10 protein-coding genes are annotated in these 13,074 nt (G+C 71.1%); 4 read left to right on the forward strand and 6 right to left on the reverse strand.

The window, feature by feature from the left end:
• A complete protein-coding gene (dnaK, locus tag KVT45_RS15425) occupies nt 1-1,848 on the reverse strand; it encodes a molecular chaperone DnaK (RefSeq protein ID WP_217547821.1) in 1,848 nt (615 codons plus the stop codon).
• A 138-nt stretch (nt 1,849-1,986) separates the two neighbouring features.
• Nucleotides 1,987-2,412, reverse strand: a complete 426-nt coding sequence (locus tag KVT45_RS15430) for an OsmC family protein (protein WP_217547823.1) — start codon at nt 2,410-2,412, stop codon at nt 1,987-1,989.
• Between the two features lie 144 nt (nt 2,413-2,556).
• Between KVT45_RS15430 and KVT45_RS15435 the strand changes: the two genes are divergently transcribed.
• Both KVT45_RS15435 and KVT45_RS15440 read left to right on the forward strand, forming a co-directional pair.
• Nucleotides 2,557-3,336, forward strand: a complete 780-nt coding sequence (locus tag KVT45_RS15435; RefSeq protein WP_254646846.1) for a M48 family metallopeptidase — start codon at nt 2,557-2,559, stop codon at nt 3,334-3,336.
• Nucleotides 3,326-5,848: a VWA domain-containing protein gene (locus tag KVT45_RS15440; RefSeq protein ID WP_217547825.1), complete on the forward strand. Its 2,523-nt coding sequence runs from the start codon at nt 3,326-3,328 to the stop codon at nt 5,846-5,848. Before KVT45_RS15435 ends, KVT45_RS15440 begins: the two co-directional genes overlap by 11 nt.
• Before the next feature lie 20 nt (nt 5,849-5,868).
• Here KVT45_RS15440 and KVT45_RS15445 read toward each other — a convergent pair whose 3' ends face one another.
• The 4 genes from KVT45_RS15445 to KVT45_RS15460 all read right to left on the reverse strand — a co-directional run bounded on the left by KVT45_RS15445 (nt 5,869) and on the right by KVT45_RS15460 (nt 11,520).
• A complete protein-coding gene (locus KVT45_RS15445) occupies nt 5,869-7,677 on the reverse strand; it encodes a hypothetical protein (protein ID WP_217547827.1) in 1,809 nt (602 codons plus the stop codon).
• Nucleotides 7,674-8,735 (reverse strand): ATP-binding protein, encoded by a 1,062-nt coding sequence (locus tag KVT45_RS15450; RefSeq protein ID WP_217547828.1) that lies wholly within the window; start codon nt 8,733-8,735, stop codon nt 7,674-7,676. Before KVT45_RS15450 ends, KVT45_RS15445 begins: the two co-directional genes overlap by 4 nt.
• Before the next feature lie 158 nt (nt 8,736-8,893).
• A complete protein-coding gene (locus tag KVT45_RS15455; RefSeq protein ID WP_217547830.1) occupies nt 8,894-10,933 on the reverse strand; it encodes an alkaline phosphatase family protein in 2,040 nt (679 codons plus the stop codon).
• A 161-nt stretch (nt 10,934-11,094) separates the two neighbouring features.
• Complete coding sequence (locus KVT45_RS15460) at nt 11,095-11,520, reverse strand: hypothetical protein (protein WP_217547832.1); 426 nt, start codon at nt 11,518-11,520, stop codon at nt 11,095-11,097.
• A gap of 84 nt (nt 11,521-11,604) precedes the next feature.
• Here KVT45_RS15460 and KVT45_RS15465 point away from each other — a divergent pair, with 84 nt between their 5' ends.
• Nucleotides 11,605-12,378, forward strand: a complete 774-nt coding sequence (locus KVT45_RS15465; RefSeq protein ID WP_217547833.1) for an MBL fold metallo-hydrolase — start codon at nt 11,605-11,607, stop codon at nt 12,376-12,378.
• A gap of 2 nt (nt 12,379-12,380) precedes the next feature.
• Nucleotides 12,381-13,019 (forward strand): DedA family protein, encoded by a 639-nt coding sequence (locus KVT45_RS15470; RefSeq protein WP_254646868.1) that lies wholly within the window; start codon nt 12,381-12,383, stop codon nt 13,017-13,019.
• The last annotated feature ends 55 nt before the right edge of the window (nt 13,020-13,074 follow it).

The following is a 13,074-nucleotide window of genomic DNA, read 5'->3' on the forward strand; positions in this document are numbered from 1 at the left end:
TCACCCACCCGTACCCCTGTCCTCGTCCACGATCTCGGCGTCCACCACTCCCTCCTCCTCGGCCTCGGGCGCCCGCTGTTCCTCGGCCGAACCGCCGGAGGCTGCCGCATACATGGCCTGCCCCATCCGCTGGCTCACACTCGCCAGTTTCTCCACCCCCTGCCGCAGCTCGGCGGTGTCGGCGTCCCGCTCCAGCAGCGCCTTGAGCTCGGCGATCGCCGCCGCCACGTCGGCCTTCGTACCGCCCGGCACCCGCTCCTCGTTCTCCCGGACGAACTTCTCGGTCTGGTAGACGAGTTGCTCGGCCTGGTTGCGGGTCTCCGCGGCCTCGCGGCGCTTGCGGTCCTCCTCCGCGTACTGCTCGGCCTCCCGCATCATGCGGTCGATGTCGTCCTTCGGGAGGGCTGAGCCGCCGGTCACGGTCATCTTCTGCTCGCGTCCGGTCGCCAGGTCCTTCGCCGAGACGTGCATGATCCCGTTCGCGTCGATGTCGAAGGCCACCTCGATCTGGGGCACCCCGCGCGGTGCGGGCGGCAGACCGGTGAGGTCGAAGACACCCAGCTTCTTGTTGTACGCGGCGATCTCCCGCTCGCCCTGGTAGACCTGGATCCCCACCGACGGCTGGTTGTCGGTCGCGGTCGTGAAGATCTCCGAACGCCGGGTCGGGATCGTGGTGTTGCGCTCGATGAGCTTGGTCATGATGCCGCCCTTGGTCTCGATGCCCACGGACAGCGGGGTGACGTCGAGCAGCAGCACGTCCTTCACGTCACCGCGGATGACACCCGCCTGGAGGGCTGCGCCGACCGCGACCACCTCGTCCGGGTTGACGCCCTTGTGCGGGTCCTTGCCGGTGAGTTCACGGACCAGTTCGGTGACGGCGGGCATCCGGGTCGAGCCGCCGACCAGGATGACGTGGTCGATCGCCGACAGCCGCACGCCCGCGTCCTTGACGGCCTGGTGGAAGGGCTTCTTGCAGCGGTCCAGCAGGTCGGCGGTGAGCTCCTGGAACTGAGCCCGGTTCAGCTTCTCCTCCAGATGCAGCGGACCCTCGGCGGAGGCGGTGATGTACGGCAGGTTGACCGATGTCTCCGTCGACGACGACAGCTCGATCTTCGCCTTCTCGGCACCCTCGCGCAGCCGCTGCACGGCCATCTTGTCGTTGCTCAGGTCGATGCCGTACTGCCCCTTGAACCGCTGCACGAGATGCTCGACGATCCGCTGGTCCCAGTCGTCGCCGCCCAGCAGCGTGTCGCCGTTGGTGGCCTTGACCTCGATCACGCCGTCGCCGATCTCCAGGAGCGACACATCGAAAGTTCCGCCCCCGAGGTCGAAGACGAGGACCGTCTGCTCCTCGCCCCGGTCCAGGCCGTAGGCCAGCGCGGCGGCGGTCGGCTCGTTGATGATCCGCAGCACCTTCAGACCGGCGATCTCCCCGGCCTCCTTGGTGGCCTGCCGCTGGGCGTCGTCGAAGTACGCGGGTACGGTGATCACCGCGTCGGTGACGTCCTCGCCGAGGTAGGCCTCGGCGTCCCGCTTGAGCTTCTGCAGCACCCGCGCCGACAGTTCCTGGGCCCGGAACCGGGTGCCGTCGACGCTCCCGCGCTCCGGGAACCGCCAGGCCGCGTCGCCCATGTGCCGTTTTACCGAGCGGGCGGTGCGGTCCACGTTGGTCACCGCCTGCCGCTTGGCCACCTCGCCGACCAGCACCTCGCCGTTCTTCGCGAAGGCCACGACCGACGGGGTGGTGCGCGCACCCTCGGCGTTGGCGACGACGGTGGGCTCACCGCCCTCCAGCAGGGCCACCACCGAGTTCGTCGTACCGAGGTCGATACCGACCGCACGTGCCATGTCCGTCCCCTCTCCGCCCAGGCGCTTCCCCGACTCCAGCACAAAACTTGAGCGAGCCGTTGTCAATGCCGGGTGCCCCGTAAACAACAATGCCGCGCCCCACGAGCAGGGGGCGCGGCATCGCGGTGGGTACGACGCTCAGGCGAGCTTCGCGTCCAGGGTGATGGTGGTGCCGGTCAGGGCCTGGCTGACCGGGCAGTTCTTCTTGGCCTCCTCGGCGGCGGCGACGAAGCCGTCCTCGTCCAGGCCGGGGACCGTGCCCTCGACGGTCAGGTGGATGCCGGTGATGCCCGTGCCCGGCTGGAAGGTGACGTCGGCGTTCGTGACCAGCTTGGTGGGCGGGTTGCCGGCGCCGGCCAGGGCGTGCGACAGCGCCATGGAGAAGCAGCTGGAGTGGGCGGCCGCGATCAGCTCCTCGGGGCTGGTCTTGCCGTTCGCCTCCTGGGAGCGCGAGGCCCACGTGACGGGCTGCTCGCCGATACCGGAGGAGTCGAAGGTGATGACACCGTTGCCCTCGAGGAGGTTGCCTTCCCAGACGGTGTGTGCGGTGCGCGTGGTTGCCACGATGGATCCTTCCGAACTCTGGTCCTTGGGATCCCATCCGATCACATTCATCTCGCCTCCACCCCCCGATCGGGGCGTCGACCTGCCGGGAAAGGTCTGTGAATCCCGTCCCGGACGCTTATCGGAGGCCCTACAGTCCCTCCCATGGTGGAACTCTTCCAAGTCCTCGGGGGAATAGCTGGATTTGGCGGGATAGCCCTCGGCGTTCTGTACCTGCTCTACCGGGACCTCGTACGCGACATCATCCGCAACCGGATGTTCCGGACTCTCAGCTCCGGGCAGGCCTCCGCACTGTTCGGCACGGTGGTCGTCCTCGCGTTCGTCGTCGCCGTCCTCGGCGTCTACGCCACGCTCGCCGAGAGCAAGGGCGTACTCCAGTTCCTGGTACTGGTGGGGATGCTGCTGCTGTTCCTGCTGGCGGCCCTGCTCATCGTGGTACGAGTGGCCACGGGCCCGCGCGCGCCTCGCCCGGACGGCACCGGGACCGGCGCCGGGCGGTCGACGGCGACGGTGCGCCGCCATGTGGAGGCCGACGAGCCCGACGCGGCGGAACGCGCCCTGGAGGCTTCGCGTCTCGACCGGGAATCCGAGGAGTTCTGGTACTGGAAGGCCCGGATCGCCCTGACCCGGGGAAATCTCACGGTCGCCTCCGGGTACGTCGAGGAGGCCCTGAAGCTCGACCGGACGAACCCGTACAGCCTCGCCCTGAAGATCATGCTCCTGCTGCTCGGCAACGACATGGCCGGACGGGACCGGGCCTCCCGTCTGGCCGAGGAGAGCACGGGGCTCAGCCCCGACCTCGACGCCTGGCTGAGGCGCCTGCGGGCGGAAAACATGTTCGACGACGGTATGCGCACCCGGACGCAGCTGCAGGCCCGGTGTCCGCTGCCCACGCGTACGACGGAGAGAACTCATGCCGAGTGAAGAGCCGAGTGAAGACACGACGGGGACGACTGTGCGGCCGGCGATCCTTTACGACGCCGGAACGCATGAGTGGCCGACCTATCGCATAACCGAAACACGCCAGCGAGCGGCCGCGCTCGGGCTGACCCTGCTGGAGCCGGTCGCACGGACGCCGGAGGTCGTCGACGCGCTGCTCGCGGAGCATCCCGATGCCGTACTGGTGGTCCGTGCCGAGCCGGGATCGTTCGCACAGCAGCCGGAGAGGGGCGCGGCGCTGTGGAGCTTACTGGGCGTAGGGGCGGTGCTGTGGATGTGCTCTCCCGGGCAGGACACGCTGGAGACGGGGCGGAAGCTCCGGCCGCTTCTCGGGCACTCGGCGGTCGTCCTGACCGGCGGGGCGCAGGCGAGTGACTGCCGCACTGTCGCGGACGCGCTCGGCCTGCACGTCGAACTCACGGTTGACGGCAGCGACGAGGCGTGGCGGGCAGCCGCCCGAAGGGCCGGCGCGCGTGGTTTTGCCCGTGCATTGACGTTCCTCGTCCACCCGGACGTGATCGCCCCGGAGCCGTTCGTTCCGGACGCGCAGTTGTGGCCTTGGCTGCGACGAGGGGTGCCGATCGTCTCCTGGAGTCTCAGGGGCTCGGCGGCCGGGTACGTGCAATCCATCCACCAGCACGGGGACGGGGACGGGGAGCTCATAGCGGCGAAGAACATAGACACCATCAATATCAGCGCCCCGCAAGATCGTCTCGCCCCGGACGAGGCCAACCAGGACCTCCTGCCTGAATCTCCCCCAGCGTTGCGGGAAGGACGGCCCTTCCCAGCTGCACCGAGGTCCGCGGCGTACCCCCCATCCGCGCCGCCGAGCGCCCCGGACACCAGGAGCTACAACTACCTCGCACCCCACCGCGGCCCCTACTCCTTCTCACCCCCGAGCGGCCCCTTCCACACCCCCCGTGACACCACCCGCCCCCTCCCTCACGACGGTCTCTACGTCCGCCGTAACAACGCCTTCGGGACGCGTTCCGTGCTCGGGGCGAAGGAGCTGATCGAGCAGGGGGTCATCATCGGTCAGGAGCACATCCGGTTCGACGACTTCGTGGTGTCCCGGGACGGCCAGGTACCCGGGCCGGGAGCCGGTGAGGCGGTCGCCGTGAGTCACGGGCTCGCCGCCGTCTCCGGTGAGTTCAAGGCCAACGAGGCGACCACCCACTTCGTGGAGATCGCGCTCAAGGCGGGCTCGACCCCGTCCGATCCCGGCCCCGCCGCCCAGCCGCTCCCCGTCAACTTCGTCTTCGTCGTGGACACCAGCAGTTCGATGTACGGGGAGAAACTCGACACGGTCAGGTCCGCCCTGCACACCATCTACGGCCGGCTCCGCCCCACGGACTGTCTGGGCATCATCACCTTCGACCACGGGGTGCGCACCGTGCTGCCCGCCGCGACGAAGGAGGACCTGGAACGGTCCGGCAAGTTCACCGCGGCCCTCTCCGCGCTGAGAGCCGAGGGCGGCACCGACATCAACCTCGGCGTGAGCTACGGCATCGACGAGATCAGCCGGAACGCCGTGAACGGCCGCACGGTCAACTGCCTGTACCTCTTCTCGGACGGCGACCCGACCTCCGGCGAACGCGACTGGATCAAGATCCGCACCAACATCGCGGCCCGGCTGCGCGGCGATCTCACCCTGTCCTGCTTCGGCTTCGGCTCCGACGCCCGGATGCCCGAGCTCGCCGCCCTGGCCGGGCTGGCCGGCGGCCACTCGACCTTCGTGACCCGGCCCGAGCAGGTCAAGGCCGACCTCCTCGGGGACCTGAACCGGCGTGATCATCTGGCGGCCATCGACATCCAGCTCCGGCTGGACATCGATCCGGCCGTCGAGATCTGGCACGTGTACGGGCACGACCTGGTCACCGACCCCAGAGCCCGGGCCGAGGTGATCCGGGCGGCCGGGCAGGCGGCCGCCCGGGCCCGGGAGGACTACGGCACGGAGGCGCTGCCCGACATCATCACCGGCGAGAGCGGCATCCGGATCTTCGCCCCGGACCTGGCCTTCGAGGAGACGTACTGGGTGGTCCTCGAAGTCCGGGTGCCCCCGGATCGAGATCTGGCCGGCCTGGGAACGGCGGTGGTGCAGTACGTGGACACACAGGCCCGCGAGAGCCGCAGCCGCACCCTCGACCTGGCCCTGGGGCACGCCCTCGCGGAGGAGACGGTACTGGTGCACGGTGTCGGCCTGTGGACCAGCGAGGTCACCTTCTACGCCCTGGACGACCTGTACGACCGCGACAAGGAGGCGGCGAAGAAACGGCTGGAGCGCCATCTGAACACGCTGCAGATCGCCCACCGCCATGTGCCGGCCCCCGAGTTCAGGGACGACTCGGTCACCCTGCGCAAGTTCATGACGCTCGCCGACAGTCTCGGCACCGTGATGTCCTTCAGCGATCACGCGCACGGCGGCGGATTCGCTCCCGCGATCCATGGGATGAACGAGTTCGGCCGGATGCGCTCGGGGTACTCGCCCCGCTGGTGAGACAGGTCGCCGCCGGCCGTTCACCGCACCCGGAAGACCGGCCCCCGGGGAGTGAACGGCAGGCGACGGCCGTCCGGAATCAGATACGCGTGCTCGCGGCGGACCCGCAGGACGTCGCACCAGCCGTCGGTGATCACCAGGACCGGCGCGGTGGGCGGGAAGTCGTCCGCGCGCTGGAGCAGGTCGATGCCGGGCTGCAGGACGGTACCGCCGCGGCCGTGCACCCGGACCCGGCCGGCGATCTCGGTGGTCGGGAGATAGCCGGCGTCGTGCGGTGCCGCGTCGCAGAAGACGACGCGTGCGGCCGGTACGTCACGGGCCTCGGCGTAGGAGGCGATCGCGCCGAGGGCCTTGCCGAGCAGGGTGCGGTCCATGGAGCCGGAGGTGTCCAGGACCACCCCGAAGGTGCAGCGGGCGACCTCCTCGGGCGGGAAGTACCGGCCCGCGCGCGGGATGTCCGGGGTGGACGACTGCCGGCGCGAGGGGCGGGCGTACGACCGTACGGCCTCAGGGCGCGGCACGAACTCGTCGAACCACCGGGCGAGTCGGGCGTCCCACGGCAGCGGCGGATGGCTGAGCGCGCGGATCTCCTCGACCAGGCCGCCGGGCAGCAGACCCCGGCCCTGCGACCGGTGCAGATCCAGGCCATGTCCCAGGCCCCGGCGGTAGAACTCGTCGAGGTCGACACTGGCGCCCGGCGGCCCGATCGGTGCGCCCAGCACGTCACCGCGCCCCTTGCCGCGCAACGTGGCGAGACGCCGCATCCGTCTCAGGTCGCCGGCGATCCGGTCGTACACCTCCTCCGCCGACAGGTCCTTCAACTCCGTGTCGTACAACAGTCCTTCGGGCATGGTGCCGACGCGCATCTCGACCAGCCAGCCGTTGATGACGTAGTCGCAGGCGATGTTGAAGAGGTAGGGGTCGCGGGCGCCGAGGCGGTCGCCGTGGCGCAGGGCGGCGTGCAGCATCTCGTGGGCGAGGACGAACCGCCACTCCTCGTCGTCCATCGTGCGGAGCGGGTTGACGTAGATCTCGCCGGCCTCGGGGTTGACGGCGGCGATCGCGATGTCGTGGGCGCGGGCCAGTTCGGCGTCGGCGACCAGTTTGATCCCGGCCGCGATGCCGCCGAGCAGTGGATAGGAGGAGACGAACCAGCTCAGCGCCTGTTCCCAGGGGCGCAGCGGGGTCGGCGGCCCTGACATGGAGGTACGGCGGCCGCCTGCCAGGTCCATCGCGCGGGACATGGTGCGGGTCAGCGCGTGGGCGAACCCCACCTGCCAGTCGGGGACCTGGCCGGCCCACTGGTTCCAGGAGAGCAGGAGCTGGTCGGGCTCACCGCCGCTCGTTCCACCGCGCTCGTAGGCGGCCGGGATGCCGCCGGTCCGGCGCCAGCCCGCGGCGAGCCGCTCCTCGTCGCCCTCCGGGTAGGAGGCGGGCAGATGGTCGGGGGCCTCGCCGACTGGGAAGGTCTGCAGGAAGCGGTTGACGACGGCGCAGCGGGCGGCGAGGTCGTAGCGGTCGGGCTGGGTGCGCGGCCCGGTGGCGGCCGGGAGGTGTCCGAAGCCGAGATGGATGGTGCAGTGCGCCAACGCCCAGGCCCACTCGGCGGGTTCGGCACGCCGGGTGGAGTGCGCGTGCAGCACGCCGTCCGAGTCGGCGCGCACCAGCCCCTCGTGGGGAGCCAGTTCGCACTTCTCGTGCCGGCAGATGGTGAACTCGACGGCGCGCAGGGCGGGGTTGGCGCGCAGCAGTTCGACTCCGGCCGCGAAGTTCTCGGCGGCGGGGTCCTTCTTCTTCGGCTGTTCCTTGCGGGCGGCGGCTCGGCTCATCGCCGGGCCTCCACCAGCCGGGGCATGTCCCGGGCCGCCTCGATCAGGAACCAGGCGGGCAGGACCGGGTTGCCGTCGGCGTCGGAGGCGATGACGGTCTGGGCGACCTCGACGGAGATCTCGGCGAGCTGCACCAGCAGCGACTTGGCGCGGTACGCGGTCTGCCGGCCGTTCGCCGACATGTGCTCCTTGTCGGCGGGCAGTTCCTTGACCAGCCGTCCCCGGAACGACTCGGCCAGGTAGTACAGCAGGTCGCGGTCCTCGATCCGGTTCGGCCACCCCGCGTCCCCCTTCAGGATCGCCTCGATCCCGAACCGGCTGCGCACGATCTTGACGTATCCGCAGAAGGCGGTGGCGTGGGCGGGCGTCAGCGTGCCGTGCGCCAGGACCTTCAGCGTCTCCTCGTCCAGCTCACGCCCGAAGGAGTGCAGGGCGTCGGAGAGCATGTGCCAGGAGCGCGGCGTGGAGAACGGCTCCTCGGTCTTCGGTGGCTTGGACCACAGGTGGTCGGGCCGGTCGGTGAGGTGGTCCAGGATCCACGGGTGGATGCCGTTGCCCGCGGCCCAGGCGAGCCAGTCGTGCGCGGAGGCCTCCAGGTGGACGTGGGCCAGCCGGTTGACGAGCGCGGAGGCGATGGGCCGGGCGAGCGCGTTGTCGGTGGCCCGGTTGCCGGCACCGATCACGATCGACCCCTTGGGCAGCTCGTAGTTCCCGATGCGCCGGTCGAGGATCAGCGAGTAGAACGCCTTCTGCACATCAGGGGTGGCCGCGTTCAGCTCGTCCAGGAACAGGCAGTACGGCTCGTCCCGGGCGATCGACTCGGGCGGACAGAAGACGGATCGCCCGTCCCGGATCTGTGGCACACCGATCAGGTCCTCGGGCGCGAGCTGCGTACCCAGCAGGCTCACACACTCCAGCCCGAGCGACTCGGCGAACTCCCGCACCAGGGAGGACTTCCCGATACCGGGCGCGCCCCAGATGAACACGGGCCGCACGGTGGCGAGCCCGAGAAGGAGTTCGGGAATACGAGAGGGCGTGACGGTCACGGCTGCCTGCAAGAGGCTGCTCCTTGGGGGTGTTCGAGAGGCTTGCGACCCGAACAGTGTGAGCCGGGAGCGAAAGGAACGCAGCCGATTTATCCGCAGCCGAGCGCAAGCGCCCCTTCAGGGGCGCGGGGAACTGCGCGACCAGCCCCCACTCACCCGCACCCGACCGACTACGCGGCCCTCTCCTCCTCCGCAGACAACGGAACCTGCGGCCCGTCCGCCTCCCGAAGCCACCGCCGCAGCACCCCGTGCACGGCCTCGGCCCCCACCAGCTCCTCCCCCTCCTCCACCGGTGCGGAGACGCAGACCGGCGACAACAGGAACGGCCGCCCCTGCGCACCCCCCAGTCCCCCGTGCGACCCGATCTGCTCCTCGAACGCGAGCACCTCGCCGCTCTCCGGGTCGTACCACGAGTTCACCATGATGTCGGCGGTGTGCGGAAAGGCGTGCGTCCGCCGCACGGCATCGGCGGCGCCCGCCCCGAACACGGCCAGCGGCCCCGCAGGGCCGTCGAGCCGGTCGAGCGGGATCTCCGCGCCGTACGCGCCGAGCACCACCCCGCCGTGCTCCTCGCTGCGGACGAGCAGGAACCCGATGCCGGGATGGTTGGCGAGGGTGGTGAGCAGCGCCGGGTGGCGGGCGTCCAGTTCCTCCTTGGTCATACGGTGCGGCACGTCCGGGAAGGAGACCAGGCCGAGGTTGCCGGAGGCGAGCACGATCGGCTCCGAGCGCCGGGTCGGCCGGTGCTTCTCGCCGCCCTCCTCGACCGGCCTGCGCAGCGCCGCGCGGACGGCGGCCCGTGCCTCCGTGCCGCTGTGCGTGCGCTCGGCGCGCCGCGGCACGTGCAGTCCGCACCCGGCGCGGACCAAATCACCGAGGCTGAGGCCGTAGCGGGTGTGGAAGGTCTCGCCGGGGCTCTGGCCGTGGTCGGAGAGGACGACGATCCGGTACTGCCGGGGGGCGTGCTCCGCGGCCTTCTCGATCAGGGCGAGGGCGCGGTCCAGGCGTTGCAGCACCTTCTCGGCGTCACGGCTGTGCGGGCCGGAGTGGTGGGCGACCTCGTCGTAGGCGACCAGGTCAGCGTAGACGGCGCTGCGCCCGACGAGCAGGTCGCCCATGACCGCGGCGACCACGACGTCGCGTTCGACGACGGTCGCGAAGGCGCGGACGAAGGGGTAGAGGCCGCCGCGTTTGACGCGCGGGCGCTGCCGGCGGAGCCGGGCCGTGGCGGACTGGCCGATCTCGCGGGCGACCTCGGCGAAGAAGGAGAGCGCGGTGCGGACGGCGTTGGCGGGGTCGGAGAAGTACGCGAAGTAGCCTGCGCGGGAACGGTTCTCCCGGCCGCGGCGGCGGGTGGCTATCGACAGGACGAGGGCCTGTTCGTCGGCGCCGCCGCTGAACAGGTTGCCGCGGCTGGCACCGTCCAGGGTGAGCAGTCCTCCGTCGGCGGTGCGCTCGATCGCCCGGCGCTGGAGTTCGGCGGCGCTGGTCGGCCGGTTGCAGACCATCACCTCCCGGTGCTCCTTCTCGTACCAGCGGAAGGCGGGGACGTCGAAATTGGAGCCGTGCAGGATGCCGAGCTGGCTGGCACCGGTCTGGCTGGACCAGTCGGTGCGCCAGGGGGTGAGCCGGTGGGTGGGCTGGTGGGTGGGCTGGTTGTCGGGCTGCTGTTCCGCCGCGCCCAGCCAGCCGGCCACGGTCGGCATCAGGCCCTTGGCGACCGCGGCGGTGAGGACGTCGTGGCCGACTCCGTCGAGCTGGAGGAAGACGGTGCCGGGGGTGGCCGCACAGGGCGGGCGGGATCTGCGGCGGCGGGTGGCGAGGCGGGAGAGCCGGCGGCGGTAGGCGTCGTCGTCGCGGACGGCGAGGGCACCGCCGGTGGCGGAGGCGACGGCGGACATCACGGCGGCCACGATCACGGCGGTCTCCGGCGCCGCCTCGCTCTGCCCGGAGGGGTTGATGCGCAGGGCGACGAGGAGGAGGGAGCCGTTGAGGAAGAAGACGAGCAGGCCGAGGACGAGGGCCGGCACGAGCAGCAGGAGCCGTACGAGAAGGGGCCAGACCACGGCCGAGAGCACACCGAAGGCGCCGGCGCCGAGGGCCGCGGTCATGGCGATGCGGGTGGCGCTGTCACCGTCGGCGGACTGGAGCTGGAAGTCGGGCAGGATGCCGGCGAGGACCAGCATGGTGACGGTGGAGACCGCCCACACCGTGACGCTCCGTCCGACCTGACTGACGACCCGCCGCCACCGCACGCCCCACCGACCTCACGTCCGCGACCCGCACCGGCCGCGGGTCTGCCGCCGTCCACACTGTCACACGGCTGTGGGCCGGATACGGGTGAGCGTCGATCAATGCGGGAGCGGGGGGCCTACCTGCCGTCGTAGCCCGCCGTCGGCATCGACAGGCGGCGGTGGACCATGGCCTTCATCCGGGCGTCGTAACGGGGTTCCGCGCGGCCCACCGTCTCCACCCGGACCCCGCGTCTCGCGCACTCCGCCATGAAGTCCTCGACCGACGACAGCGCGCTCTCCAGGACCCGTCTGCTCGGGGCGACAAAGACGTCGAGGCCCGGGCGGACGCCCGTCCACAGGGCGCTGTGGTCGTGGCGCAGGCCGCGGACCAGGAGTTCGCGGGCGATGACGTACCCGTGTTCCACGGCCCAGCGCGCGCACATCGCGTGCTGGCTGCGGGAGTCGACCAGGAAGGGGTCGATCTCCAGTTCCTCCAGGGGCGTCAGACTCGCGATCGCGGTCACCCGCACCAGCCCGACGGAGGCACCCCGCACCTGTCCCATGGCGTCCCCCCTCACCTCCGGGTTTCGCCGCCGACCCTACTCCTGCACGTAGGCTTCGGGGAGTCGCGCGAAGGAGGCAAAGAGGTGCCGGTGGAGATCACCTGGTGGGGTCACGCCACCTGCACGATCGAGGATTCGGGCATACGCCTGCTCACCGATCCTCTGTTCGCGCGCCGGCTCGCGCACCTGCGGCGCCGCCGGGGTGCCCCGCCGCCGCCCGAGGCCCGTCGCGCGGACCTCGCGCTCGTCTCCCACCTGCACGCGGACCATCTGCACGTGCCCTCGCTCGCCGGGCTCGCCCCGGGCACGCGCCTGCTCGTGCCCCGGGGCGCACCACGGGCGGTCCCCGCGCTCCGTCGGCTCCGTCAGCTGCGGATCACCGAGGTGGACGTCGGCGACGAGATACACGTCGGCCCGCTCGTCGTACGAGCGGTGCCCGCGCGGCACGACGGGCGTCGGCTGCCGGTCGGCCCGCACCGCTCCCCCGCCCTCGGATATGTCGTCGAGGGCGCGGCGCGGACGTACTTCGCCGGGGACACCGGGCTGTTCGAGGAGATGGCCGAGGCGGTCGGGCCGGTGGACGTGGCCCTGCTGCCGGTCGGCGGGTGGGGGCCGCATCTCGGCGAGGGGCATCTGGACGCGGGCCGGGCGGCGCGGGCGCTGGCGCTGCTGTCGCCGCGCAGTGCGGTGCCGGTGCACTACGGGACTTACTGGCCGATCGGCATGGACGCGGTGCGCCCGCATGAATTCCATGCGCCGGGCGAGGAGTTCGTGCGCCTGGCCGCCGAGTACGCGCCGCAGGTGGCGGTGCACAGGCTCGGCCACGGGGAGAGCGTGCGGCTGGAGGTCGCACGGTGAGACTGCTGGTGGTCCTGGCGGCCGCCGCCGGCTCCACGGCGGCGACCTCCACCTCTACCGAGTCCACGCAGCAGGCGATCGGGTATCCGACGCTGTTCCTGCTGGTGCTGATCGGGGCGTTGGTGCCGGTGGTGCCGACGGGGGCGCTGGTGAGCTCGGCGGCGGTGGTGGCGTTCCATCAGACGGCGCCGTTCGCGCTGGCGCTGGTGTTCGTGACGGCGTCGCTGGCGGCCTTCCTGGGGGATGCGGCGCTGTACTGGCTGGGGCGGCGCGGGATGGGGTCGAAGAACGGGTCGCGGTGGCTGGCGGCGATCCGGGCGCGGGCGCCGGAGGAGCGGCTGGAGCAGGCGCAGGCGAAGCTGGCCGAGCATGGGGTTGCCGTGCTGGTGCTGTCACGGCTGGTGCCGGCCGGGCGCATCCCGGTGATGCTGGCCTGTCTGCTGGCCGACTGGCCGTTGCGCCGGTTCGCGCGGGGGAATCTGCCTGCGTGTCTGGCGTGGGCGGTGACGTATCAGGTGATCGGGATTCTGGGTGGGTCGTTGTTTCCGGAGCCGTGGGAAGGGGTGGTGGCGGCGGTGGGGCTGACGGTGGTCATCAGTGTGACGCCGAGTGTGTGGCGGCGGGTTCGGTCTGCCGGGTGAGGGTGCGTTGCGGAGTGCGGGTGGCGTTGTGGCTGGTCGCGCCCACGCGGCGGAG

Source organism: Streptomyces sp. GbtcB6 (genome assembly GCF_019091475.1).
GTDB classification, from domain to species: Bacteria; Actinomycetota; Actinomycetes; order Streptomycetales; family Streptomycetaceae; genus Streptomyces; species Streptomyces hyaluromycini.